The organism is Mesorhizobium sp. IMUNJ 23232, from assembly GCF_044326205.1.
Lineage (GTDB): Bacteria > Pseudomonadota > Alphaproteobacteria > Rhizobiales > Rhizobiaceae > Kumtagia.
Genome location: NZ_JBIRCY010000001.1, coordinates 287,741 through 308,789, shown reverse-complemented (window position 1 = coordinate 308,789; position 21,049 = coordinate 287,741). Strand labels below are relative to the sequence as shown.

Sequence of the window (21,049 nt, the reverse complement as noted above, 5' to 3'; positions counted from 1 at the left end):
AGGCGTATGAAGATAAGATACGCTTAGGAGGTGCACAATGAATGCATCGGGCCCGAAGGAACGCGCGACGTTTTCAATTGCGGCGGACATAAAAAGCAGACTGGAAGCCGCCGTGCCGAAGAGTGAACGGTCACGCTTCGTAGAGAAGGCGATCGACAAGGCGTTGCGTGACGTCGCCATTCAAGACTTGCAGAAAACCTTGGACAGGATACGCCGGCCGGTCTCGACCGGAGAGTCCAGTACGGAATTCCTGCGTCGAAAGCGCATGGAATGGGATGGTCGGCCGATCGAAATTCTCGAGGGCAAGCACGAGTGATTGTCGTCGACGCGTCTATCTTCGTGAAATTGCTGAAGGAAGAGGACGATAGCGATCGTGCCCGATCATTCATCGATCACATGCTGGCAAAGGGCGAAGGTTACCTGTCCCCTTCGGTTGTCCTTTACGAGTCGCTATCCGCCGCGCTCCATGTCGAAGTGCCGCTCGACACCGTCGGCAACCTTTTCGAGGAATTTCGCGCGTTGGGCCTCGTCATGGAGGAGCCGAGCCAGGCCGATCTCAAACTGGCCGAAACCATTGCGCGAAAGCGATCTCCCGTGGGCGGCTATCCTACGCTGTTCGACAGCATCTACCACGCCATGGCAATCCAGCGCGGCGGTATGTTCGTCACTGCCGATGCTCGCCACGTCGCAAAGGCAGGCCAGTTCGGTCATGTGACGCTACTGGCCGACTGGAAACCCGACTGAGGCGTTACTCCGCAGCCCTTGCAAACGCCGCCTTGCCGTCGGCGAACTGCAGTTCCGCCAGCCGCGCATAGAGCCCGCCTCTTGCGACCAGGCTCTCATGCGTGCCTTCCTCGACGATCCGCCCGTCGTCCATGACCAGGATGCGGTCGGCCTTCAGCACGGTGGCGAGGCGGTGGGCGATGACGATCGTCGTGCGTCCCTGCATCAGCCGTTCCAGCGCGGTCTGCACAGCACTCTCGCTTTCGGCGTCGAGCGCCGAGGTGGCTTCGTCGAGCAGCAGGATCGGTGCGTCGCGCAGGATGGCGCGGGCAATGGCGATGCGCTGGCGCTGGCCGCCGGAGAGCGTCACGCCGCGCTCGCCGACCTGCGTGTCGTAACCGTCCGGCAGTTTTCGGATGAACTCTTCGGCCACTGCATCGCGAGCGGCGGCTTCGATTTCGGCGGGAGTCGCGCCCGGCCGGCCAAAGCCGATGTTTTCCGCAGCCGTCGCCGCGAACACCGTGACGTCCTGCGGCACGATAGCGATTCGGGCGCGCAGCTCGGCGGGATCGGCGGCGGCGACATTGACCCCGTCAACCAGCACCGCGCCGGATTGCGGATCGTAGAAACGCAGGATCAGCGAAAAGATGGTGCTCTTGCCGGCGCCCGACGGGCCGACCAGCGCAATGCGCTCGCCGGGCTTCACGACAAAGCTCATTCCATGCAGCGCCGGCAAGTCTGGGCGCGACGGATAGGAGAAGGCGACATTGCGGAACTCGACCGAGCCGAGCGACTTTGAGGGCAGAGGCTGCGGATTGATCGGGCTGGCGACGGCCGGCGTTTCAGCGAGCAATTCGGTCAGCCGCTCGGCCGCGCCGGCGGCCTGGCTGAGTTCGCCCCACACTTCCGACAGCGCGCCAAGCGCGCCTGCTGCAAACACCGAATAGAGCAGGAACTGGCCGAGCGTGCCGGGCGAAATCGCTCCCGAAAGCACGTCGCGCGAGCCGAACCACAGTACGGCGACAACGGATGCGAAGATGGTGAAGATGGCGAAGAAGGTCAGCAGCGAGCGCGCCAGCACCGAGGAACGCGCGGCCTGGAACGCTGCTTCGACCGCCTGCGCGAAGCGCCCGGTTACCAATGTCTCGTTAGTGAAGGCCTGCAGCGTGCGGATCGCGCCGATCTGCTCACTGGCATAGGCGGACGCCTCGGCCAGCGTGTCCTGTGCCATCCGCGACTTGCGCCGCACCGAACGGCCGAAGGCGACGAGTGGCAGCACGATGACCGGGATGGCAACGATCACCAGGCCCGACAGTTTCGGGCTGGTGACGATCATCATGCCGACCGCGCCGATGCCGAGGATAGCGTTGCGCAACGCAAGCGAGGCTGTGGCACCGACGGCCGACTTGATCTGCGTGGTGTCGGCGGTCAGCCGCGACACGATCTCGCCGGACTGCACCGTGTCGAAAAAACCCGGCGACAGCGTCGTCACATGCGAGAACACATCACGGCGGAAATCGGCGACGACCCGTTCGCCCAGTGTGATGACGAAATAGTAGCGCGCCGCCGAAGCGGCCGCGAGCACAGCCGCCAGCACGACGAGCATGGAAAAATAATTGGCGATGAAAGTCGAATCCGACGACGAGAAACCGTGGTCGATCATGCGGCGCACTGCAAGCGGCAAGGTTAGCGTCGTCGCGGCGGCAACAACCAGCGAAATGCCCGCGCCGATCGCCAGCACGCGGTAGCGCAGCATGTATGGCAGCAGGCGCCGGAGCGGCTTCAGCGAGCGCCTTTTCGTTTCCTCCATCGGTTTCCTTCCCGGATGCGGCGGCCTTGTGATTCAATTCTGGCTGGTGTATAGGCCCGCTGACCGTTTTTGCAGCCGTAGCCGTCCAATAGCTGCGGCTTCATTCATTTTGACAGTAGGCGCATCGCCGCAGGGCGGACCGGGCGCCCCCGCGAAAGCCAGGAACAGACCGATGAAAGAAAAAATCCATCCCGACTATCACACCATCAAGGTCGTGATGACCGACGGCACCGAATACCTCACCCGGTCGACCTGGGGCAAGGAAGGGGACACGATGAACCTCGACATCGACCCGACCACGCATCCGGCCTGGACCGGCGGCCAGCAGACGCTGCTCGACCGCGGCGGCCGTCTCTCCAAGTTCAAGAAGCGCTACGAGGGGCTCGGCATCTAAGCCAGGCTTGCCGCACCGTTCAAAACCCCGCTCCGGCGGGGTTTTTTATTGGCCTGTCCTCAATTGGCCATTGATCGTGGGTGGTGGATTTTATCCAACCAGGTTTCCACAAATCGTTTGTGCAGCACATTGGAACAGCCACATTTTTGAGGTGGACACCACATTTTGATCCACAATCCGATTGCGCCCGACCCGTGATATCAGGCAAAAGCTGTGCCGGGTGAGTTTGAACAGGTTGCCGGAAATGGACTGGGCATTGGCCGGTCACGCCGTCGACAGATTCCCCATGGAGCTTGGCAGCGCCGCTGGGGCAGCGTCGAGCGAGAATTTTCGGAGGAAATCATGTCCGCCCGGTTCGGGAACCTCTTTCGGGGAAAATTTTCTCGCCTGCTGCTCGTCCTTGCCGTGTGTATTGCGGGCGGAAGTTTCTCCGTTTCCATTGGCCGCGCCGCAGCCGAAGACTGGACGCTTGATCCGACCTCGTCGATCCTCACCTACCAATCGGTGAAGAAAAACACGATCGTCGAAACCAATCAGATCAGAAATCTGGAAGGCACGCTGTCGGCCCAGGGCGACGCGGAAGTCCGGCTCGACCTGAACTCCGTCGACACCGGCGTCGACCTGCGCAATGTGCGCATGCGCTTCCTGTTCTTCGAGACCTACAAATATCCGGTCGCGACCGTCACCACCAAGGTCGATCCCGCCGCCTTCGCCGATCTGTCGACCAAACGGCGCATGACTACGAAGCTGCCGTTCACCCTCAACCTGCATGGCATAGACAAGCAATACGAGGCCGACGTCATCGTCACCATGATCACCGATACCTCGGTGTCGATCTCCTCGAAAACGCCCGTGGCTGTTCATGTCGAGGATTTCGGGTTGCTTCCCAATGTCGAGAAGCTGCAGCAGGCCGCGAATGTGAGCAGCATCGTGCCGACCGCATCCGTCTCGTTCGATTTCATCTTCAACAAGGGTCCTGCCGCGGCGCCGCCTCCTCAGGTCGCGGCGCTTGCGACCGGAACCACGAACGACGCAAGCGCCGCCGCAGTTCCCGCCGCAGCCGGTCCCGTCGAAACGGACGCTTCCAAGGCAACCTATACCGACGAAGAATGCGTGAACCGGTTCGAGGTGCTGTCGCGCACCGGCGCGATCTATTTCCGCAGGGGCAGCGCGCGGCTCGATCCGGCAAGCAAGCCGGTGCTCGACACGGTGCTCGACGTAGTCGGCAAATGTCCGAAGCTGAAGGTCGAGATCTCCGGCCATACGGACTCGGACGGAACGGCGGAGGAAAACCGCGCCCTTTCGCTGCGCCGGGCTACCGCGGTCGCCAGCTATATCCACGACGCAGGCATTCCGGCGGATCGTATCGGCACGGCAGGTTACGGCGAGGACAAGCCAATCGCAGCAAACGACAGCGATAAAAACAAGGCGCTCAACCGCAGGATCGAGTTTTCGGCCTCCTCGATCGTTAACTGATGGGGTGCCGCCGACCAACCATGGCTGAACGCATGCGACCAATATCGAGATTTCGTTTCCTGGCAGTTTTGATTGCGCTTTGCGCGCCGTTCTTTGCCGCGCAGGCTGCGGAGCGCCGCGACGTGCTCGTGCTGGGCGCCGATGCAAATCGCCGCGTCGCCCTGGTGCTCGGCAATTCCGAATACCAGAACGTGCCGCCGCTCACCAATGCGGCCTCGGATGCCAGGGCGATGGAGAAACTCCTGCAAGGTCTCGGCTTCGAGGTGGTTTCCGGCTTCAACCTGACGAAAGCCGAAACGCAAGAAACGATCGCTCACTTCGCGAAGGAAGTGCGCGGCGCAGATATTGCTCTCTTCTTCTATGCCGGCCATGGGCTGCAGGTCTCCAACGTCAACTATCTCATTCCGGTCGATGCTGTGCTGGAGGATGAGACGTCGCTGGATTTCGAGGCGGTCCAGATGAATTTCATCCTGCGCCAGATGTCGCGCGAGACCGGCGTGCGGCTGGTCTTTCTGGACGCTTGCCGCGACAATCCGCTGGCCGAGGCGCTGTCGAAGTCGGGCAGCACCGAGGTGTCGAGCGGTCTTGCCGAGATGCAGATCGAAAATGGCGGCGCGGGAACGCTGGTCGCCTTCGCCACGGGTCCGAAAGAAGTGGCCTATGACGGCCAGGGCGAACATTCACCCTTTTCGGCTGCCTTGCTCGCGCATCTGAGTGAAAAGAACGAGCCGCTGACGGCAATCATGACGCGCGTGACGAAAGAGGTGTACACGTCGACCAAGGGCCTGCAGCGCCCGTGGGTCAATCTGTCCCTGACCGACGACATCGTGCTCAACCGCGTCGACGAACAACCGGAGCCGGCACCAAAGGTCGCGGCCGCGGGGCCGGAAGCAGGCCCTGGCTCAAACAGCCGGACGGCAGCAGGCACCGCCAACGGTCCTGCTCCCGACGATGCCGGCCAGGTCGCGCTCAACATGCTGCGCCAGCGCATTCCGAAAATCGAGACGGAGGGGCCGATCTCCTTCGACATGCCGATCATCTTCGGCGATCCGCAGATCGACGGCAAGAGCATCGAGGAACTCCTGCAAGGCAGGCCGCTCTATCCGCCGGTCGAGGGCCTCGATCAGTCCGTTTGGGACAACCATTGCTCCACCTGTCACCAATGGACGAAGGCACGGCTGTGCGAGCAAGCCCAGAACTACGACAAGATCGACGTCTCGATCATGCGGCTGGAGCATCCGCTGGGCAACCGGTTCAAGGTGGCGCTGGCGAACTGGGCGCACAACGGCTGCAAGTAGTCGCGAACGGTTTCCGCCGGTGGAACGTTTTGCAAGCGGGCTCCGGCCCATCGCACGCCATCAAGGGTGAAGGTGGCAAGGTTTGAGCGCTGGCACCATGCCGTCGGGGCGGCTACTTCCGGTCCGCGTGACCGAGATCGCGACCTGGATCGATCACGTCGCGCACCAGTTGCTTCAGCTTGGCGGCATCGGGAAAACCTCCGTCGCGCTTGCGGTCCCAGACCAGCGTCTCGCCGCAGGTGATCGTGAATATCCCTCCGGTTCCCGGCACCATTGTGACTTCGCCGAGATCGGTCCCGAAGGTCGAGAGCAGTTCCTGCGCCATCCATCCCGCCCGCAGAAGCCAGTGGCACTGCGTGCAATAAGTGATGCGGATGGAAGGCTTGGGTTCGTCGCTCACGCCGCGCTCAGCTTGGCCAGCGTCGCCTCGTCGACCTCGAAATTGGCATAGACGTTCTGCACGTCGTCGTCGTCCTCGAGATTGGCGACCAGCTTCATCAGCGACTGCGCGCGCTCCTCGTCGACCGGCACGTTGTTCTGCGGCTTCCAGATGATTTTTACGCTCTCTGCCTCGCCCAGCGCCGCTTCCATCGCCTTGGAAACCTCACCGATGTCTTCGAAGGCGCAAAGGATCGTGTGGCCGTCCTCGTCGGACTGCACGTCATCGGCGCCGGCCTCGATCGCCGCTTCCATCACCTTGTCGCCGTCGCCGGCCTTCGCCGGATAATAGATCTCGCCGGCGCGGTCCCACAGGAACGACACAGAGCCGGTTTCGCCCAACGCGCCGCCAGCCTTGGTGAAGGCGGCGCGCACATTGGAGGCCGTGCGGTTGCGGTTGTCGGTCAGCGCCTCGACGATGAGAGCCACGCCGCCCGGGCCATAACCCTCGTAGCGGACCTCGTCATAATTCTCGGCGTCGCCCCCCGAGGCCTTGTTGATCGCCCGCTGGATGTTGTCCTTGGGCATCGATTCTGCCTTGGCCGCCTGCACTGCCAGCCGCAGGCGCGGGTTCATCGCCGGATCGGGCGTGCCGAGCTTGGCCGCGACGGTGATCTCGCGCGCCAGCTTGGAAAACAGTTTCGACTTCATCGCGTCCTGCCGGCCCTTGCGATGCATGATGTTCTTGAACTGAGAATGGCCGGCCATGGGACCCCTGTCGTCTCGGCGAATTTCGGAATGGCGGGGCTTATAGATAAATTGCCGTCAAACGTCCAGAAGGGGTTGGAAAGAGGCTGGGCTGCCGATGGAAACCGGTCTCCGCTTCCAATGCGATGCTCGCAAAATTTTGATCGTCGCCCAGGCGATTGCGCTGGCGGACGGGACGAAGCCGCTTAACGTTGCGGAACGTCCGATACGCGGAGTTCGACGGGAACGCTCATGCCGCTTCGTCTGCTTGCTGCCCTCTGCTTCATGCTCTTTGCTCCGGCCCTGGCCGTGGCGCAGGACAGCGAGCGGCCGCCCAGCAAATGCATGGCGATCGCCGAGGCGCTGCCCAAAGTTACCTATGCGAATTTCACGCCGGCCCAGGCGGCCGGCGAAGGCGAGGTGATCATCACTTATGCCGGACACTCGACCTATCTGATCGACACGCCTGCCGACGTGCGCATCGCCACCGACTTCAGCGGCGTCTATGGCGGCAATCCGCCGCCACGCGTCGCCACGATGAACAAGGCGCACCGCACGCATTTCACCGAGGCGCCGGACCCCGGGATCGAATACGTGCTGCGCGGCTGGAATCCCGAGGGCGGACCGGCCCATCACGCACTGGTGGTCGACGACGTCTATATCCGCAACGTGACGACCGACATCCGCGACTGGGGCGGCAATCTGGAGCGCGACGGCAATTCGATCTTCATCTTCGAGGTGGCGGATCTCTGCATCGGCCATCTCGGCCACCTGCATACCAGGCTGAGCGACGCCCAATTCGGCGCGATCGGCCGGCTCGACATATTGATGGTGCCGATCGACGGCGGCATGACGCAATCGCTCGGCTCGATGAGTGAGATCACCGCAAGGCTGCAATCCTCGATCGTGCTGCCTATGCACCGCCATTCGACTCCCATGGCCGAATTCCTCGGCATGATGGGTGACGGTTTCGCGGTGGATTATCGCGACAGCCGCTCGCTGACCGTCTCGCTGCGCAGCCTGCCGGACCGGCCGACCATCGTGGTGCTGGACGGTGTCTAGGCAGGTTTTGGCCATAGTTCGCCAACGGATGAGCAAGGGTATTTGTTGACAGCCTATACCGTCGCCACGCCGCGAAAAAGTCCGCGCCGGCCATCGAGCTTCGGCTTTCCTGTCAGGGGCGCCGCCGTCACGACGTATTCCTGCGAGGCGGCTCCAGCGCGTAGTACGCCATCGCGTTGGCATGCGCCAGAATCTCGTCGACCTCGCGGATGTTCTTGCGTTTCGGAGCATCCGGGTCGAAGCGCGGCAATCTTCCGCCGGGCGGACGCCCGCGCCTCAGCGGTGAAAAACGCCGGAACCGGACCGGGCCTGGCTTGCCGCCTGCTGCCGCCGCGTCGCGGGCCGCCCGGTCACGTTGGAGGGCCGCGTCGTTGCGCGCCTTCCAGCGGGCAAAACGTTGCGCCTGGCCGGGCAGATCGTCGAGCGCTGAGGCCAGCGCGTCGAGCCTGAGCGTCAGTTTTGCCGCATTGATCGGATCGTTCTGCGATGGCGGCGGCGGCAGGGGGATGCGTGGCGCATCGTCGTCGAGCGACCGGATGCGCGGCACGGCATGCGCCGGCACATAGTTGCGGCGGATGCGGAACGGATATTTCAGCGCATCGAGCAGCGAAAGGTTTGCTGTACGCGGGCGCGCGGCGCGCCGTTCGGCGGCCTTCCGCTCGGCTTCGTAGCGGGCAAAGTCTTCTCTCGACAGATTAACGGCAAGGCCGAGGCGGCGCATGGCGGCCACTGTGTCGGATATCTTTAACTTGAGCTTTCGCGGGCGAAACGGTGGAAGCGTCACCACGATGCCTTGCGCCGCCGCGATGATCAGCCGCCGGGCGGCGGATTCGGCGGGACGCAGCAACAGCAGAATGCCGCGGTAGAGATGGCGCGGCAGGCAGGGCGCCGCGGCCGGCTTGTTTCTCCCCGTCTTTCCCGCCCGTCCCGGCCTTGGAGCGACAACGGCTTCCCCGAGCACCAGCGACAGCGGCCTGCCAAACCCCATCTCGGCCATGCCGACCAGCATCAAGAGGATGTGCTTCAGCGCCTGCCGGTATCGCTCGATTGTTGTACTCGCGTCTCCAAACTCCACCGATGCCACCTCCGGACAGGGCCGGCATCCAATATGGAACATAAAGGGAACAAACACAAGCGGCCTAAGAAAATAATCCTTCACGATGATGGCGCGGCCAGGCTGCCGTCACCCTGCCAGCAAACATATTGAAAAGGCTTGGTCTTTCGATGGGCGGCGACGTGCTTCAGGGCTCTCCCGGCCTGGGCACAAGGCCGGTCGAAAACAATGTCATGCTTGTAAAGCCAAGCAGGAACAGAGAGTTGATCGCAATCCGCGTGGATTATTGCGGAACAAGCATGACCAAGCAAAGCCGGCGAAGCGGCGATCGGACGGCCCGGCCGATCAAGACGGGAACCTCGGAAACAGTCTCACACATCCGCCCAACCGTAAGGGTGGGTCCACGGTTCTGCCGGGAGGCGAGCCCGTAGCGCATCACGACGGCCACGGCCGCCTGAAGCGATGGGTTATCCCTCCAGGTCGCTCTTCAGCCGGTCGAGAATGCTGATTGCATGCGAAGCATATTCGCTGATCCAGCGGTCGTGGATGCGCTTGATCGGCAGCGCGTTCAAATGGTTCCAGCGCTCGCGGCCCTCACGCCGCACGATGATCAGGTCGGCGTCTTCCAGCACCTTCAGATGTTGCATGACGGTGCAGCGGTCGAACTCCGGCAACGCCTCGCACAGCATGCCCGTCGTTCGCGGCTCCTCCTTCAGCCGGTCGAGCAGGTTCCGCCGGGTCGGGTTGGCCAAGGCCTTGAAAACACTATCGTCCGTGGCATCGCTTGACATGTTATATTTTTATAACGTAAATTGATGGCAGGCAAGAAGGAGCTGTGGATATGTCTCTTGGATTCAAGATATCCGGCCGCATCGCCAAGCCGGTGGACGAAGTATTCGACGCCGTCGTCAATCCGAAGAAGCTCAGCGGCTATTTCACGGTCATCGGCGGCGCCAGCGCGCCACTCGTCGAGGGCACGACGGTGACCTGGTTCGGCGACATTCCGGTCGAGGTTGATGAGGTCATGCCCAACGAGCGCATCGTGCTGCGCTGGGACGCGGGTGGGCCGGCCGGCGCGCCGACCTACAAGACGCGCATCGAGATGAAGTTCGACGCGCTCGACGAGGACGCGACGATGGTGACCATCGCCGAATCCGGCTGGCGCGAGGACGAGAACGGCCGCGGCAAGTCCTACCTCAACTGCGAGGGATGGACGCAGATGCTGTGCTGCATGAAGGCGTATCTCGAATACGGCATCAATCTTCGCGAGGGCTACTACCGCAGCGAGCTCAAGGGCGAGCCCGCGCGCGAGCACAATATCTGAGCGAGGCGGATATGCAGGCGTTCGTCACTCCATTTCTGATGTTTCAGGGCGGCAGGGCCGAGGAGGCGCTGAACTTCTATTGCGGGACGGTCCCCGGCAGCCGGATCGTCAACGTCGAGCACTACGGGCCTGGGGAACCCGGCAAGGAGGGCTCCTTCAAGCTGGCGCGCGCCTCGATCGGCGGCCTCGAGGTGATGATGTTCGAGAGTCCGGTCGAGCACGCCTTCGCCTTCGCGCCGTCGTTCTCGCTGTTTGCGACCTGCCGGTCCGAGCAGGAATTCGATGCCATGATCTCGGCCCTGCAGACGGGCGAGTTTCTCATGCCTCCGGGCGACTACGGATTCAGCCGCCGCTTCGCATGGCTAAACGACAGGTTCGGCGTCTCGTGGCAGATCAATCTGCCGTAGCGCGCCAAGTACCAAACGAGATCGGTAGGGGAGACCATCATGACTGCGAAGATCAGCGGCGGCATCAACATCGCCATGAAGGTGCCGAGCCATCAATACGAGGCAACAATCCGTTTCTACCGCGACGTCGTTGGCCTGAAGCCGTTCACCGCCAAGGCGCCGGCGGTCGGCTTCGAGCTCGGTCCCAACCGGCTGTGGATCGACGAAGCGCCAACGATGAGCCAGGCCGAGATCTGGCTGGAGCTTTTTACCAATGCACATCGGGCGGCGCTCGATCATCTCGAGGCGTCGGGAGCCATACGCTGCGATCCGATCGAGCCGCTCGGCGAAAGTTTTCGCGGCGGCTGGATCATGAACCCCGCCAACATCGTTCACATGGTGCGCGAGCCGGACGCGTGGTGATCGGCCACAGCCGGTGATGCCTCAAAAAGCAAAGGTGAATGACATGCAGTTGAACCAATCGCCCGTCGCCAGGGCCGGCATGTTGATCCGCAAGCCGGCGCATGAGGTTTACGAGGCCTTCGTCGATCCTGAAATCACCCGCAATTTCTGGTTCACTAAGGGCAGCGACAGGCTGGATTCCGGCAGGCCTGTGACATGGACATGGGAGATGTATGGCATCTCGTCCGAAGTGCATGCGACGGAGATCGTCAAGAACCGAAAGATCGTGGCAGCCTGGGGCACCGGCGCCGACGCCAGCATCATCGAGTGGAATTTTACGCACCGGGCCGATGGGGCCACTTTCGTCGACATCAGCAATTCTGGCTTCCAGGGCGATGGGGACGGCCAGGTTGCGCAGGCCATCGGATCGACCGACGGGTTCGCCATCGTGCTCTGCGGCCTGAAGGCATGGCTCGAACACGGCATCCGCCTCAATGCGGTCGGCGACCGCTGGCCGGAAGGCATCGGCTGATCCGCTTTGACCGCGCTGCAAAAAATCGGGCTAGCGTGTCGGGAAAGCCTTCCCTGCGGCGTCCTATTACAGGTCAGCCAATGGGAGAAGCATTATGCCCTATGTCGAAGTATTCCTGCTCGCCGTGCCGAAGAGCCGGATCGAGGACTATAAGAAAGCCGAGCGCAGCTCCGAACCGATCTTGAAGGAGTTCGGCGCCACGGCCGTCGTGGAATGCATCGGCGACGATGTCCCCTATGGCGAGCTGACCTCGTTTCCACGCGCCGTCCAGGCCGGGGATGACGAGATCGTCGTGCTGTCCTGGATCGTCTATCCCTCGAAGGAGGTGCGCGACGCGGCCAACGCCAGGATGATGTCGGACGAGCATTTCACCGACATCATGAAGGACGCGCCGATCGACGGAAAGCGCCTGATCTCCGGCGGCTTCGTTCCTTTCATCGGACTCTGAACGAAGCAGGACCGGCCGGCTTTTCGGCCAGCCGGTCGTCCGTCACCGCTTCTTGCGCCGTCTTGCCAGCATGTTGAGCCCCTCGACCAGCGCCGAAAATCCCATGGCGGCGTAGATGTAGCCCTTCGGCACATGGAAGCCCATGCCGTCGGCGATCAGCGTCATGCCGATCATCAGCAGGAAGCCCAGAGCCAGCATGACGATGGTCGGGTTCTTGGCGATGAAGTTCGAGAGCGGGTTCACGGCCAGCAGCATCACGGTAACCGCTACGATCACGGCGATATACATGATGGCGATTTCGTCGGTCATGCCGACGGCGGTGATGATCGAATCGATCGAGAAGACGAGATCGAGCAGCAGGATCTGGAAGATCGCCGCGCCGATCCCCATGCTCACCGCGTCTCCCACCATTGTGTCCTTGTGATCCTCGGGGTCGACCGTGTGGTGGATTTCCTTGGTTGCCTTCCAGACCAGGAACAGGCCGCCGGCGATCAGGATCAGATCGCGCCAGGAGAAGCCGTGCCCGAACAGGCTGAAGACCGGGTCGGTCAGCCGCACGATGATGGAGACCGTCGCCAGCAGCAGCAGCCGCATGATCAGGGCGGCGCCGATGCCGATGGTACGGGCGCGCTGCTGCTGGTCCTTCGGCAGCTTGTTGGTCAGGATCGAGATGAAGATCAGATTGTCGATGCCGAGCACGATCTCCAGCACGACCAGCGTCAGCAGCGCCACCCAGGCGGTGGGATCGGCAAACCAGTCGAGATGCGTCGCAAGGAAGTCGGTCATCGGCCTCTCGTCGAACGGTAAGTGGATAGCGCGTAGGTGAAATCGCGACAGACGTAGGAGAGGCCGCCGTCCACGTCAACGGCCTTGCCAGAAGAAGGGAACGGTTTCTTCCAGCCTCGGCCCCAGCCTGAACGGCGCAATCCTTTCGGTCAGCCCGGTCCGGTCAGAGATTTCGACGCCCACGCCGCAAATCGTCGCAGGACCGCCGGCGGCCTCGAAGCGGCCCTTCGGCACTTTCGACAGGAAGCGGTTCAGCGGCTCCTCCTTGTCCATGCCGAGCGAGGAATCGTAGTCGCCACACATGCCGGCATCGGTAAGGTAGCCCGTGCCGCCATTGAGGATCTGATGGTCGGCGGTCGGCTGGTGCGTATGGGTGCCGACGACGAGACTGGCGCGGCCGTCGACGAAATGCGCGAAGCACATTTTTTCCGAGGTTGCTTCCGCGTGAAAATCGATCACGATCGCGTCCGCCTGTTCGCCGAGCGGACAGGCGGCAAGCTCGCGCTCGCCGGCCCGGAACGGATCGTCGAGTTCGGGATGCATGAACACACGGCCCATGATGTTCGACACCAGCACGCGCGCGCCGTTGCGGGCGATGTAGACGCCAGAGCCGCGGCCCGGCGTGCCCCTCGGGAAATTGGCGGGCCGCAGGAACCGCTCCTGGCGCGGCGCGAAGTCGAGCGCTTCGCGCTGGTCCCAGACGTGGTTGCCAGTGGTCACCACGTCGGCGCCGGCCGTAATCGTCTCGCGAAAGATTTCCTCGGTGATGCCAAAACCGCCGGCGGCATTCTCGCCATTGACGATGACGAAGTCGAGCTTGAAGTCGGAGATCAGCCCCGGCAGCCGCTCCCACACCGCGGTGCGCCCCGACCGCCCGACCATGTCGCCCAGAAAGAGAAGTCTCATGCCGACTTCTAGTCAGGGGATGAGTGCCGAAGCAAGTCGAATTGCCCCGGAACCGCCATGCGGACGCCCGCTCAGGCCCGTCCAAATCCCTGCCGGCGCCCGTTGACGGCGCGGGCCGGCGGCACATACGGCCTGCTATTCTTGTTGTTCGGCTTGCCGCCGGTGTCGATTGGGCTTCTCCGGCGCGGCCAGGCCAGCCAAGTGCAAAACACGATCAGGCCCGCGGACACACCGAAGATCAGAAGGCCCCCGAACCATCCCTTGTACTGCGCGCTATCGATGTGCTGCGGCGAGGACGGGTCGTAGAACAGCGTCAGCTTGTCGCCGGCACGTACGTTGTAGACACCCGCATCCGCCAGCTTGCCCTCCCATTTCTGCCCGACGCCGTCGGTGTCGTAGGCGAGCGCGCCAAATACCCCCATCAAGGTTCTCGGCGTCGTTCCGCCTCTGGGCAGGGTGACATTGCCCATCGTCTCGCAAGGACCGCGCGCGGCAACGGCCCGCAGTACGGCGTCCACCGGCTGGTAGGTGACCTCGCACAGGGTTTCGGAATTGAGGACAGTGGCGGTGGTCGGCTGCCAGGCGAGCCGGTGATGAAGCGTGAGCCCAGAAATATGGGTGATCATCGCCAGGAAGACCGCCGCCATCAGGACAAACGGCGCCAGCGCGATTTTCAGCAAAAGCATCCCGTGTCTCCAGCGGTACGCCAAGCACGCTAGACGCTGGTGCTGAAAATTATGTTAGGCGGTTGCGGCGAATTGGACGGAAACGGAACCAGTTCGATCCGGCCTTTCCTCTCATCACACTCGAAATCATGCATCGCGTTATCCCGCGAACCGCCTCAGCCCGCTCTCCGTCAGGATCTCCGGCAGGACCACGTCGTGCGGTTCGTCCGGCACTTGCGCTACCTCCTGGCAATCGAAGGCGACGCCAATTAGCCGCACCGGTGCTCCCTTGTCGTGCAGGCGGGCGATGGCGCGATCGTAATGGCCGGCGCCGTAGCCGATGCGGTGGCCGCGCGCGTCGAAGGCGGCGAGCGGCACCAGCATGATGGTCGGATCGAGCACCTCCGCTTCCGGACTTGGTCCGGACGTGCCGAATCCCATGTCGATCATCGCGGCGCCCCGCACCAGTTCGCGAAAGACGATGGTCGCCCTGTCGAGGATAGCCGGCAGGCAGAGCCGCGCGCCGCCCTCGCGTAGGGCAAAGAGGGTCGGACGTGTGTCGACCTCGGAGCGGATCGGCCAGAAGCCGGAAACGATGTCCGCCTGCCCGGCTTCGATGTGGCGGCGCGCCATCTCGGCCATGTCGAGCGAAGCTTCGATACGCCAGACTGGGTCGAGCCCGTCGCGGCGAGCAAGCGCCTCAAGGCGCAATTGCTTTTTCAGGTTTTTCGGTGTGGTCATGCGGAACCCGTATGGAACGGCCGTGAATGACACGATGGGGCGCTTGTCTGCAATGGCTGTGGAACAGCCCCGCACGGGAACGAAATATCCGTCCACGAGCCCTGGAGCCGCCAGCCGATAACTCCCATTGCCGAAATTTCATCCGGTGCGTTGCTGGCATCCGTGTTGCGGTGCAATATCTCCGCCGGGACGCAACTTGCTCCGAACCACAAGGAATATTTTTATGGCTGACAGCAATACCTCCCCGAGGACGGCAATCGTCACCGGCTCGACCTCCGGCATCGGCCTCGCCATCGCGCGAAAATTCGCCGCCGACGGCTGCAATGTGGTGCTCAACTCTTTCAGCGACACGGCTGACGATCACGCCTTCGCCACCGGCATCGAGAAGGAGTTCGGCACCAAGGCGATCTACGTGCAGGCCGACATGTCGAAATCCGACCAGTGCCGGGCGCTGGTGACCAAGGCGGCCGAAGCCTTCGGTACGGTCGACATCCTCGTCAACAACGCCGGCGTACAGCATGTCGCGCCGGTCGAGGAGTTCCCCATCGCCAAGTGGGACCAGATCATCGCCATCAACCTGTCATCGGCTTTCCATACCTCGGCCGCCGCCATCCCGTTGATGAAGAAGGCCGGCAAGGGCCGCATCGTCAATATCGCCTCCGCCCACGGGCTCGTCGCCTCGCCGTTCAAGTCGGCCTATGTTTCCGCCAAGCACGGCATCATGGGCCTGACGAAAACCATCGCGCTGGAAGTCGCCCGCGACGGCATCACCTGCAACGCCATCTGCCCAGGCTACGTGCTGACGCCGCTGGTCGAGGCGCAGATCCCCGACCAGATGAAGGCGCACAACATGGACCGCGAGACCGTCATCCGCGAGGTCATGCTCGACAAACAGCCGACCAAGGAGTTCGTCACCGTCGAGCAGATCGCCGCCACCGCCGCCTTCCTTTGTTCGCCCGAAGCCGGAGAGATCAACGGCACGCATATCTCCGTCGACGGTGGGTGGACGGCGGAGTGAGGAGCGGCCGGCCGCAGGCCGATCGATCGACAACGATTTGTCGATTGGAGCGACGAACGCCCTGAGCCATGGCGAAGGGCAGAGCCAACGGTTCGACTAACCATCGAAAGGCAAACGCTTTATGACCACGAACGGCACGCACCCAGCGAAAAAGCGCATCAATATCGCCTTGCAGGGCGGCGGGTCGCATGGCGCCTTCACCTGGGGCGTGCTCGACCGGCTGCTCGAGGACGGCCGGCTCGATTTCGTGGCGATCTCGGGTACCAGCGCCGGCGCCATGAACGCGGTGGCGCTGGTCGACGGCTGGATGCGCGGCGGTTCCGAGGGTGCACGCGAAAAACTCCACGAATTCTGGAGCGCGGTCGCCCGCAATGGCCGCTTCAGCCCGATCCAGCGCACGCCCTGGGACATGTTTTTGGGCAACTGGTCTGTCGAGAATTCGCCCGGCTACATCTGGTACGACATGATGAGCCGCGCCTTTTCGCCCTATGTCGCCAACCCGCTCGATATCAATCCGCTTCGCGACGTGGTCGAAGCCGAGATCGATTTCGCCAAAGTCCGCTCCTGCGAGGCGATAAAACTGTTCATCTCGGCCACCAATGTCGAGACGGGGCAAATCAAGGTATTCAATCCCAACGAGATCACGCTCGACGTGGTGATGGCCTCGGCCTGCCTGCCGCAGATTTTCCGGGCGGTGGAGATCGACGGCGTGCCTTATTGGGATGGCGGCTATGGCGGCAATCCGGCGATCTTCCCGTTCTTCTACGCGACCGATGTCGACGATCTTCTTCTCATCCAGATCAATCCCATCATCCGCGAGGGCACGCCGCGCAGTGCCAACGAGATCCAGAACCGCATCGACGAGATCACCTTCAACGCCGCCCTGCTGCGTGAATTCCGGGCTATCGCCTTCGTCAAGAAACTGATCGCCGAGGGACGCCTGACGGACGGTGATTATCGCGACATCCGGTTGCACCGTATCGACGCCGACGAGGCCTTCAAGGATCTTTCGGCCTCCTCGAAGATCAGCGCCGAATGGGCTTTCCTCGAATATCTGCGCGACCTCGGCCGCAATGCCGCGAGCGACTGGCTGGAAGAGCATTTCGACGCGGTCGGCAAACATCCGACTGTCGACCTCAAGGCCGACCTTGTGCCGCAACCTCAGTTGCAGAAAAAACCCGGCGATCGCGTCCGCGCCTTCCTCGCCAACCGCCCGAAGCCGCACGCGGCGCGGCGGTAATATCCCGGATACGCTACGGCTGAAGCGTCCGCTCGACGATCTTCACCAGCCCGCGCACCGCCTTGCGTTGCTGATCGGGATCGGCAAGGCGCGATTTCATGCCCTCGATGCCGTCGAGCAGGAATTGCGAAAGCATCTCGGGCGAGAGTTCGCCGGCCGCCAGATCGACGCCGTTGCGCTCCGCCTCCGCCTCGATCGCGTCGCGGATGATGCCGCCGAGGTCGCGCTTCCAAGACAGCAGCAGGTCGGCGGCGAGCGTGCTCTTGGCGTCCAGAATTTCGGCGCCGTGCGGCGAGGCCGCGATCTCCGAAAAAATCGAAATCATGCAGGAATCGATCGCCGCGTTCATCCGTCCGGCGAACGTGCCTTCGGCCGCCAGCGCCGCGCGCGCCTTGCCGAAGGATTCGGCGACAAGACTTGCGGCTATCGCCTGGTAGATGTCTGCCTTGTTGCGGAACACCAGATAGAGCGCCGGCCGCGACATCTCGGCCGCCTTGGCGATGTCGTCCATGGTGACCCGCGAAAACCCGTAGGCGAGGAAAACCTTCATCGCCGCCTGCAGGATGCGGGAACGCTTCGCATCCTCCGCTGTTGCGTCGGATGCGACCGGATTTTCGGCTTGGCGCGGGTGTCTTGACATTTTGACGAATTTTGTCAGATTGTAGATAAAAGGTCAATTCCACCCTTCCTACCCGCTGGCAGAAGGATTTTCTATCCAATGCGCCTGATCGTTGACGGAAACCCCACGGAAATCAACGCCGACCCGGAAATGCCGCTGCTCTGGGCCTTGCGCGACATCGCCGGCAAGACGGGCCCGAAATTCGGCTGCGGCATCGCCATGTGCGGCGCCTGCACCGTGCATGTCGGCGGCATGCCGGTCCGCTCTTGCGTGACGCCAATAGGCGCGGTCGATGGCGAGGTGCTGACGATCGAAGGACTGGCGCAAGGTGGAAAACTACATCCGGTGCAGCAGGCCTGGCTGGAGGAGCAGGTGGCGCAGTGCGGTTATTGTCAGGCCGGCCAGATCATGAGCGCTGTCGCCTTGCTGGACCAGGTCGCCGACCCGACCGACGACGATATCGACGCGGCGATGAGCGGCAATCTCTGCCGCTACGGCACCTATCCGAAGATCCGCGCCGCCATCAGGAAGGCGGCTCTCCTCAAGACGGCGAGGCTCTGACCATGGTCCTCGGAAAAACCACCCGCCGCGCTTTCCTGTTCGGAGCGGCCGCCATCGCCGGTGGCGCGGCCTTCGGCTACTGGTATGTCGCCACGCCATATCCGAACCCGCTGCAAGGCGCCCTCGCCGAGGGCGAGACCACCTTCAATCCCTATGTGAAGATCGCCACCGACAACACCATCACCGTCATCGCGCCGCGCGCCGAGATGGGCCAGGGCATCTCGACGACGCTCGCCGCCATGGTGGCGGAAGAACTCGACGTGCCGCTGGAGGCGCTGAAGGTCGAGCACGGCCCGGCGTCCTGGGCCTATTACAATTCGGCGATGATCGAAGAAGGTGGACCGTTCGCCTTCTACGACGAGAGCGTAACCGCCGAGATCATGCGGTCCGTCATGGGCGGCGTCAGCAAGATTTTCGGCCTGCAGGGCACGGGCGGCTCGGCCTCCACGCGAGACGGTTTTGTCAAGATGCGGCAGGCAGGCGCCGCCGCGCGGCTGATGCTGATCGCGGCGGCGGCAACCCGGCTGAACGTTTCTGCCGGTGAGCTTAAGACGTCGGCCGGACGCATCGTACACGAGCCATCGGGTCGCTCGCTCGCTTATGGTGAAGTGGCGCTAGATGCGGCAAAACTCTCGCCGCCCGCCGACCCGCCGCTCAAGCAAAAATCCGCGTGGACGCTGCTCGGCAAGCCGCAGAAGCGCATCGACATGCTGGCGAAGGTCACCGGCGCGCCGATCTTCGGCATGGATGTGGTGTTGCCCAATATGCTGTTCGGCACCGTGAAACTCAGCCCGCGCTTCTGGGCGAAACCGGCGAAGGTCGATCTATCGAAGGCTGAGAAGATGCCAGGCATCATCAAGATCGTGCCGCTGCAAACGCATTACGGCCACGGCTTCGGCATCATCGCGGAAAACACCTGGGCGGCGTTCAAGGCGGCGGACGCCATCGAGGCTGAGTGGGACGCGCCCGAATATCCGCTCGACAGCGCCGCGATCGCCAAGGTGCTCACCGATGCCCTCTCTTCACCCGACGGTTCCGCCATGCGCAACGACGGCGACGTGGACGTCGCCTTTGCCGATGCGCCCGCTGAAAAACTGGTCGAGGCGGACTACTGGGTGCCTTATCTCGCCCATGCCCCGATGGAGCCGATGAATGCCACGGCGCGGCTGAAGGACGGCGTGCTCGACCTGTGGGCCGGCAACCAGGCGCCGACGATCACGCGGCGGCTGTGTGCCATCGCGCTCGGCCTCGCCGAGGATAAGGTCAACATCCATACGCCGTCGCTGGGCGGCGGCTTCGGCCGCCGTGTCGAGGCCGATTTTTCGCTGTGCGCAGCGCTGATGGCAAAGGAGACGGGCGAGCGTCCCATTAAGGTCGTCTGGACGCGCGAGCAGGACATGCGCCAGGACGCCTACCGCCCCGCCGCCGCCGGAAGATTCCAGGCTCGGCTCGGCGACGACGGCCTGCCCGTCGCGCTCGACATGAAAATCTCCTCGCCTTCGATCATCGCCAGCACCTTGCGGCGGCTGTTTCCATCCATGTCGCCGCTCGGTCCTGACAAGACCATCGTCGACGGCGCCTACAACCAGCCCTACACGATCCCCAACTACCGGGTGACCGGCATCGCCGCGCCGGTCACGATCCCGGTCGGCTCGTGGCGTTCGGTCGGCAACTCATTCAACGGCTTCTTCCACGAAAGTTTTCTCGACGAGATCGCGGTCGCCGGAAAGACCGATCCGGTCGACCTGCGCCGACGAATGATGGCCGACTATCCGGCAGCGATGAAGGTGGTCGAGAAGGTCGCGGCGATGGCCAAATGGGGCGAGAAGCTTCCCGCAGGCAAGGCGAAGGGCATCGCCTTCTGTTTGTCCTTCGGCAGTTGGGTCGGCGAGATCGTACAGGTTGCGCAGACATCCTCCGGAATCCGCCTCGAAAAGGTCTGGATTGCCGTGGATGTCGGCACCGCACTCGATCCGGGCATCATCGAGGCGCAACTCATTTCAGGCGCGATCTACGGCCTCTCGGCGGCAACCGGCCAGGAAATCACCTTCGCCGACGGAATGGTCGAACAGTCGAACTTCCATGACTTCGATGCCATGCGCATCAATCAGTGCCCGGAATTCGAGGTCGCCATCCTGGAGAACTTTCACAAGATGGGAGGCGTGGGCGAAATCGGCACCCCGCCGGCCGCGCCGGCGCTCGCCAACGCGATATTCGCGCTCACCGGAAAACGCATCCGCTCTTTGCCACTCGGCAAGGAAATCGCGTTCGCATGAGCTATGCGACAACATTGCTGACGGCTGCTGCCATTATGCAATCTTGCCGCGAATATGCGGCCTGCAGGGGCGCCGAAGGCCGCAAGGCTCAATTCCACCGTCTTGTCTTGATCGGTTGATAAAAAATTCTCACTTTTGGGCGATGACAAGATGATGTACGTGTACGCCGCCTTCCCGGGGGTTCGCCGACCGGGCGTGTAACT

Annotated in this window: 26 protein-coding genes; 16 read left to right on the top strand and 10 right to left on the bottom strand. The window is 62.9% G+C overall.

Features of this window, described 5'->3' with window-relative positions; genetic code table 11:
* Window positions 1–37 precede the first annotated feature (37 nt).
* Together ACH196_RS01500 and ACH196_RS01495 are read left to right on the top strand one after the other, a co-directional pair.
* The gene (locus ACH196_RS01500; RefSeq protein ID WP_396644288.1) at window positions 38–316 is read left to right on the top strand and encodes a hypothetical protein; all 279 of its coding nucleotides are present in this window, start codon (window positions 38–40) and stop codon (window positions 314–316) included.
* Window positions 313–744, top strand: a complete 432-nt coding sequence (locus tag ACH196_RS01495) for a type II toxin-antitoxin system VapC family toxin (RefSeq protein ID WP_396644286.1) — start codon at window positions 313–315, stop codon at window positions 742–744. The genes ACH196_RS01500 and ACH196_RS01495 overlap by 4 nt, the downstream gene beginning before the upstream one ends.
* A 4-nt stretch (window positions 745–748) precedes the next feature.
* Here ACH196_RS01495 and ACH196_RS01490 read toward each other — a convergent pair whose 3' ends face one another.
* Entirely contained in the window at window positions 749–2,533 is a 1,785-nt protein-coding gene (locus tag ACH196_RS01490; protein WP_396644284.1) for an ABC transporter transmembrane domain-containing protein, read from the bottom strand.
* Between the two features lie 172 nt (window positions 2,534–2,705).
* Between ACH196_RS01490 and rpmE the strand changes: the two genes are divergently transcribed.
* From rpmE to ACH196_RS01475, 3 genes are all read left to right on the top strand, one after another.
* Window positions 2,706–2,927: a 50S ribosomal protein L31 gene (gene rpmE, locus ACH196_RS01485; RefSeq protein ID WP_349005789.1), complete on the top strand. Its 222-nt coding sequence runs from the start codon at window positions 2,706–2,708 to the stop codon at window positions 2,925–2,927.
* A gap of 342 nt (window positions 2,928–3,269) precedes the next feature.
* Window positions 3,270–4,403, top strand: a complete 1,134-nt coding sequence (locus tag ACH196_RS01480; protein WP_396644283.1) for an OmpA family protein — start codon at window positions 3,270–3,272, stop codon at window positions 4,401–4,403.
* Between the two features lie 32 nt (window positions 4,404–4,435).
* On the top strand, window positions 4,436–5,701 hold the full coding sequence (locus tag ACH196_RS01475; protein ID WP_396644281.1) for a caspase domain-containing protein: 1,266 nt from the start codon (window positions 4,436–4,438) through the stop codon (window positions 5,699–5,701).
* Window positions 5,702–5,813: 112 nt separating this feature from the next.
* On the opposite strand, the gene ACH196_RS01470 is transcribed toward ACH196_RS01475, so the two are convergent.
* A complete protein-coding gene (locus ACH196_RS01470; protein WP_396644279.1) occupies window positions 5,814–6,101 on the bottom strand; it encodes a SelT/SelW/SelH family protein in 288 nt (95 codons plus the stop codon).
* Window positions 6,098–6,847 carry a YebC/PmpR family DNA-binding transcriptional regulator gene (locus tag ACH196_RS01465; protein WP_396644277.1) on the bottom strand — a complete coding sequence of 250 codons (750 nt, stop codon included), beginning with the start codon at window positions 6,845–6,847 and terminating at the stop codon, window positions 6,098–6,100. The genes ACH196_RS01470 and ACH196_RS01465 overlap by 4 nt, the downstream gene beginning before the upstream one ends.
* A gap of 231 nt (window positions 6,848–7,078) precedes the next feature.
* Between ACH196_RS01465 and ACH196_RS01460 the strand changes: the two genes are divergently transcribed.
* On the top strand, window positions 7,079–7,888 hold the full coding sequence (locus ACH196_RS01460; protein WP_396644275.1) for an MBL fold metallo-hydrolase: 810 nt from the start codon (window positions 7,079–7,081) through the stop codon (window positions 7,886–7,888).
* Between the two features lie 127 nt (window positions 7,889–8,015).
* On the opposite strand, the gene ACH196_RS01455 is transcribed toward ACH196_RS01460, so the two are convergent.
* Window positions 8,016–8,963 (bottom strand): hypothetical protein, encoded by a 948-nt coding sequence (locus ACH196_RS01455; protein ID WP_396644274.1) that lies wholly within the window; start codon window positions 8,961–8,963, stop codon window positions 8,016–8,018.
* A gap of 446 nt (window positions 8,964–9,409) precedes the next feature.
* The gene (locus tag ACH196_RS01450) at window positions 9,410–9,733 is read right to left on the bottom strand and encodes an ArsR/SmtB family transcription factor (RefSeq protein WP_396644272.1); all 324 of its coding nucleotides are present in this window, start codon (window positions 9,731–9,733) and stop codon (window positions 9,410–9,412) included.
* 50 nt (window positions 9,734–9,783) lie between these two features.
* On the opposite strand from ACH196_RS01450, the gene ACH196_RS01445 reads away from it, so the two are divergent.
* The 5 genes from ACH196_RS01445 to ACH196_RS01425 all read left to right on the top strand — a co-directional run bounded on the left by ACH196_RS01445 (window position 9,784) and on the right by ACH196_RS01425 (window position 12,034).
* A complete protein-coding gene (locus tag ACH196_RS01445) occupies window positions 9,784–10,266 on the top strand; it encodes an SRPBCC domain-containing protein (RefSeq protein ID WP_396644271.1) in 483 nt (160 codons plus the stop codon).
* A gap of 11 nt (window positions 10,267–10,277) precedes the next feature.
* A complete protein-coding gene (locus ACH196_RS01440) occupies window positions 10,278–10,673 on the top strand; it encodes a VOC family protein (protein ID WP_396644270.1) in 396 nt (131 codons plus the stop codon).
* A gap of 39 nt (window positions 10,674–10,712) precedes the next feature.
* On the top strand, window positions 10,713–11,075 hold the full coding sequence (locus ACH196_RS01435) for a hypothetical protein (protein WP_396644268.1): 363 nt from the start codon (window positions 10,713–10,715) through the stop codon (window positions 11,073–11,075).
* Between the two features lie 43 nt (window positions 11,076–11,118).
* Window positions 11,119–11,586 carry an SRPBCC family protein gene (locus ACH196_RS01430; protein ID WP_396644267.1) on the top strand — a complete coding sequence of 156 codons (468 nt, stop codon included), beginning with the start codon at window positions 11,119–11,121 and terminating at the stop codon, window positions 11,584–11,586.
* A 94-nt stretch (window positions 11,587–11,680) separates the two neighbouring features.
* Window positions 11,681–12,034 (top strand): DUF1428 domain-containing protein, encoded by a 354-nt coding sequence (locus ACH196_RS01425; RefSeq protein WP_396644266.1) that lies wholly within the window; start codon window positions 11,681–11,683, stop codon window positions 12,032–12,034.
* Window positions 12,035–12,076: 42 nt separating this feature from the next.
* Here the strand turns inward: ACH196_RS01425 and ACH196_RS01420 are convergent, their stop codons facing one another.
* The 4 genes from ACH196_RS01420 to ACH196_RS01405 all read right to left on the bottom strand — a co-directional run bounded on the left by ACH196_RS01420 (window position 12,077) and on the right by ACH196_RS01405 (window position 15,132).
* Window positions 12,077–12,820, bottom strand: coding sequence for a TerC family protein (locus ACH196_RS01420; protein ID WP_396644265.1), 744 nt, complete (start codon window positions 12,818–12,820; stop codon window positions 12,077–12,079).
* A 75-nt stretch (window positions 12,821–12,895) separates the two neighbouring features.
* A complete protein-coding gene (locus ACH196_RS01415) occupies window positions 12,896–13,726 on the bottom strand; it encodes a YmdB family metallophosphoesterase (protein WP_396644264.1) in 831 nt (276 codons plus the stop codon).
* 71 nt (window positions 13,727–13,797) lie between these two features.
* On the bottom strand, window positions 13,798–14,412 hold the full coding sequence (locus tag ACH196_RS01410) for a DUF3592 domain-containing protein (protein ID WP_396644262.1): 615 nt from the start codon (window positions 14,410–14,412) through the stop codon (window positions 13,798–13,800).
* A 138-nt stretch (window positions 14,413–14,550) separates the two neighbouring features.
* A complete protein-coding gene (locus ACH196_RS01405; RefSeq protein ID WP_396644261.1) occupies window positions 14,551–15,132 on the bottom strand; it encodes a 5-formyltetrahydrofolate cyclo-ligase in 582 nt (193 codons plus the stop codon).
* Window positions 15,133–15,355: 223 nt separating this feature from the next.
* On the opposite strand from ACH196_RS01405, the gene ACH196_RS01400 reads away from it, so the two are divergent.
* Together ACH196_RS01400 and ACH196_RS01395 are read left to right on the top strand one after the other, a co-directional pair.
* Window positions 15,356–16,150, top strand: a complete 795-nt coding sequence (locus ACH196_RS01400) for a 3-hydroxybutyrate dehydrogenase (protein WP_396644259.1) — start codon at window positions 15,356–15,358, stop codon at window positions 16,148–16,150.
* Window positions 16,151–16,271: 121 nt separating this feature from the next.
* Complete coding sequence (locus tag ACH196_RS01395) at window positions 16,272–17,390, top strand: patatin-like phospholipase family protein (protein ID WP_396644258.1); 1,119 nt, start codon at window positions 16,272–16,274, stop codon at window positions 17,388–17,390.
* A 13-nt stretch (window positions 17,391–17,403) separates the two neighbouring features.
* On the opposite strand, the gene ACH196_RS01390 is transcribed toward ACH196_RS01395, so the two are convergent.
* A complete protein-coding gene (locus tag ACH196_RS01390; RefSeq protein WP_396644256.1) occupies window positions 17,404–18,030 on the bottom strand; it encodes a TetR/AcrR family transcriptional regulator in 627 nt (208 codons plus the stop codon).
* Between the two features lie 78 nt (window positions 18,031–18,108).
* Between ACH196_RS01390 and ACH196_RS01385 the strand changes: the two genes are divergently transcribed.
* Genes ACH196_RS01385 through ACH196_RS01375 form a run of 3 tightly spaced genes read left to right on the top strand, consistent with a single transcriptional unit; the run spans window position 18,109 to window position 20,965 of the window.
* Window positions 18,109–18,570, top strand: a complete 462-nt coding sequence (locus ACH196_RS01385) for a (2Fe-2S)-binding protein (RefSeq protein WP_396644254.1) — start codon at window positions 18,109–18,111, stop codon at window positions 18,568–18,570.
* A 2-nt stretch (window positions 18,571–18,572) separates the two neighbouring features.
* Window positions 18,573–20,846: a molybdopterin cofactor-binding domain-containing protein gene (locus ACH196_RS01380; RefSeq protein WP_396644252.1), complete on the top strand. Its 2,274-nt coding sequence runs from the start codon at window positions 18,573–18,575 to the stop codon at window positions 20,844–20,846.
* The gene (locus tag ACH196_RS01375) at window positions 20,843–20,965 is read left to right on the top strand and encodes a hypothetical protein (RefSeq protein WP_396644251.1); all 123 of its coding nucleotides are present in this window, start codon (window positions 20,843–20,845) and stop codon (window positions 20,963–20,965) included. Before ACH196_RS01380 ends, ACH196_RS01375 begins: the two co-directional genes overlap by 4 nt.
* The last annotated feature ends 84 nt before the right edge of the window (window positions 20,966–21,049 follow it).

Coding starts and splice junctions, on each gene's coding strand:
- ACH196_RS01395 (WP_396644258.1), top strand. CDS start 16,272: ATGACCACGAACGGCACGCACCCAGCGAAAAAGCGCATCAATATCGCC.
- ACH196_RS01450 (WP_396644272.1), bottom strand. CDS start 9,733: ATGTCAAGCGATGCCACGGACGATAGTGTTTTCAAGGCCTTGGCCAAC.
- ACH196_RS01410 (WP_396644262.1), bottom strand. CDS start 14,412: ATGCTTTTGCTGAAAATCGCGCTGGCGCCGTTTGTCCTGATGGCGGCG.
- ACH196_RS01460 (WP_396644275.1), top strand. CDS start 7,079: ATGCCGCTTCGTCTGCTTGCTGCCCTCTGCTTCATGCTCTTTGCTCCG.
- ACH196_RS01465 (WP_396644277.1), bottom strand. CDS start 6,847: ATGGCCGGCCATTCTCAGTTCAAGAACATCATGCATCGCAAGGGCCGG.
- ACH196_RS01405 (WP_396644261.1), bottom strand. CDS start 15,132: ATGACCACACCGAAAAACCTGAAAAAGCAATTGCGCCTTGAGGCGCTT.
- ACH196_RS01375 (WP_396644251.1), top strand. CDS start 20,843: ATGAGCTATGCGACAACATTGCTGACGGCTGCTGCCATTATGCAATCT.
- ACH196_RS01480 (WP_396644283.1), top strand. CDS start 3,270: ATGTCCGCCCGGTTCGGGAACCTCTTTCGGGGAAAATTTTCTCGCCTG.
- ACH196_RS01490 (WP_396644284.1), bottom strand. CDS start 2,533: ATGGAGGAAACGAAAAGGCGCTCGCTGAAGCCGCTCCGGCGCCTGCTG.
- ACH196_RS01390 (WP_396644256.1), bottom strand. CDS start 18,030: ATGTCAAGACACCCGCGCCAAGCCGAAAATCCGGTCGCATCCGACGCA.
- rpmE (WP_349005789.1), top strand. CDS start 2,706: ATGAAAGAAAAAATCCATCCCGACTATCACACCATCAAGGTCGTGATG.
- ACH196_RS01385 (WP_396644254.1), top strand. CDS start 18,109: ATGCGCCTGATCGTTGACGGAAACCCCACGGAAATCAACGCCGACCCG.
- ACH196_RS01400 (WP_396644259.1), top strand. CDS start 15,356: ATGGCTGACAGCAATACCTCCCCGAGGACGGCAATCGTCACCGGCTCG.
- ACH196_RS01435 (WP_396644268.1), top strand. CDS start 10,713: ATGACTGCGAAGATCAGCGGCGGCATCAACATCGCCATGAAGGTGCCG.
- ACH196_RS01430 (WP_396644267.1), top strand. CDS start 11,119: ATGCAGTTGAACCAATCGCCCGTCGCCAGGGCCGGCATGTTGATCCGC.
- ACH196_RS01425 (WP_396644266.1), top strand. CDS start 11,681: ATGCCCTATGTCGAAGTATTCCTGCTCGCCGTGCCGAAGAGCCGGATC.
- ACH196_RS01415 (WP_396644264.1), bottom strand. CDS start 13,726: ATGAGACTTCTCTTTCTGGGCGACATGGTCGGGCGGTCGGGGCGCACC.
- ACH196_RS01380 (WP_396644252.1), top strand. CDS start 18,573: ATGGTCCTCGGAAAAACCACCCGCCGCGCTTTCCTGTTCGGAGCGGCC.
- ACH196_RS01420 (WP_396644265.1), bottom strand. CDS start 12,820: ATGACCGACTTCCTTGCGACGCATCTCGACTGGTTTGCCGATCCCACC.
- ACH196_RS01445 (WP_396644271.1), top strand. CDS start 9,784: ATGTCTCTTGGATTCAAGATATCCGGCCGCATCGCCAAGCCGGTGGAC.
- ACH196_RS01500 (WP_396644288.1), top strand. CDS start 38: ATGAATGCATCGGGCCCGAAGGAACGCGCGACGTTTTCAATTGCGGCG.
- ACH196_RS01475 (WP_396644281.1), top strand. CDS start 4,436: ATGCGACCAATATCGAGATTTCGTTTCCTGGCAGTTTTGATTGCGCTT.
- ACH196_RS01440 (WP_396644270.1), top strand. CDS start 10,278: ATGCAGGCGTTCGTCACTCCATTTCTGATGTTTCAGGGCGGCAGGGCC.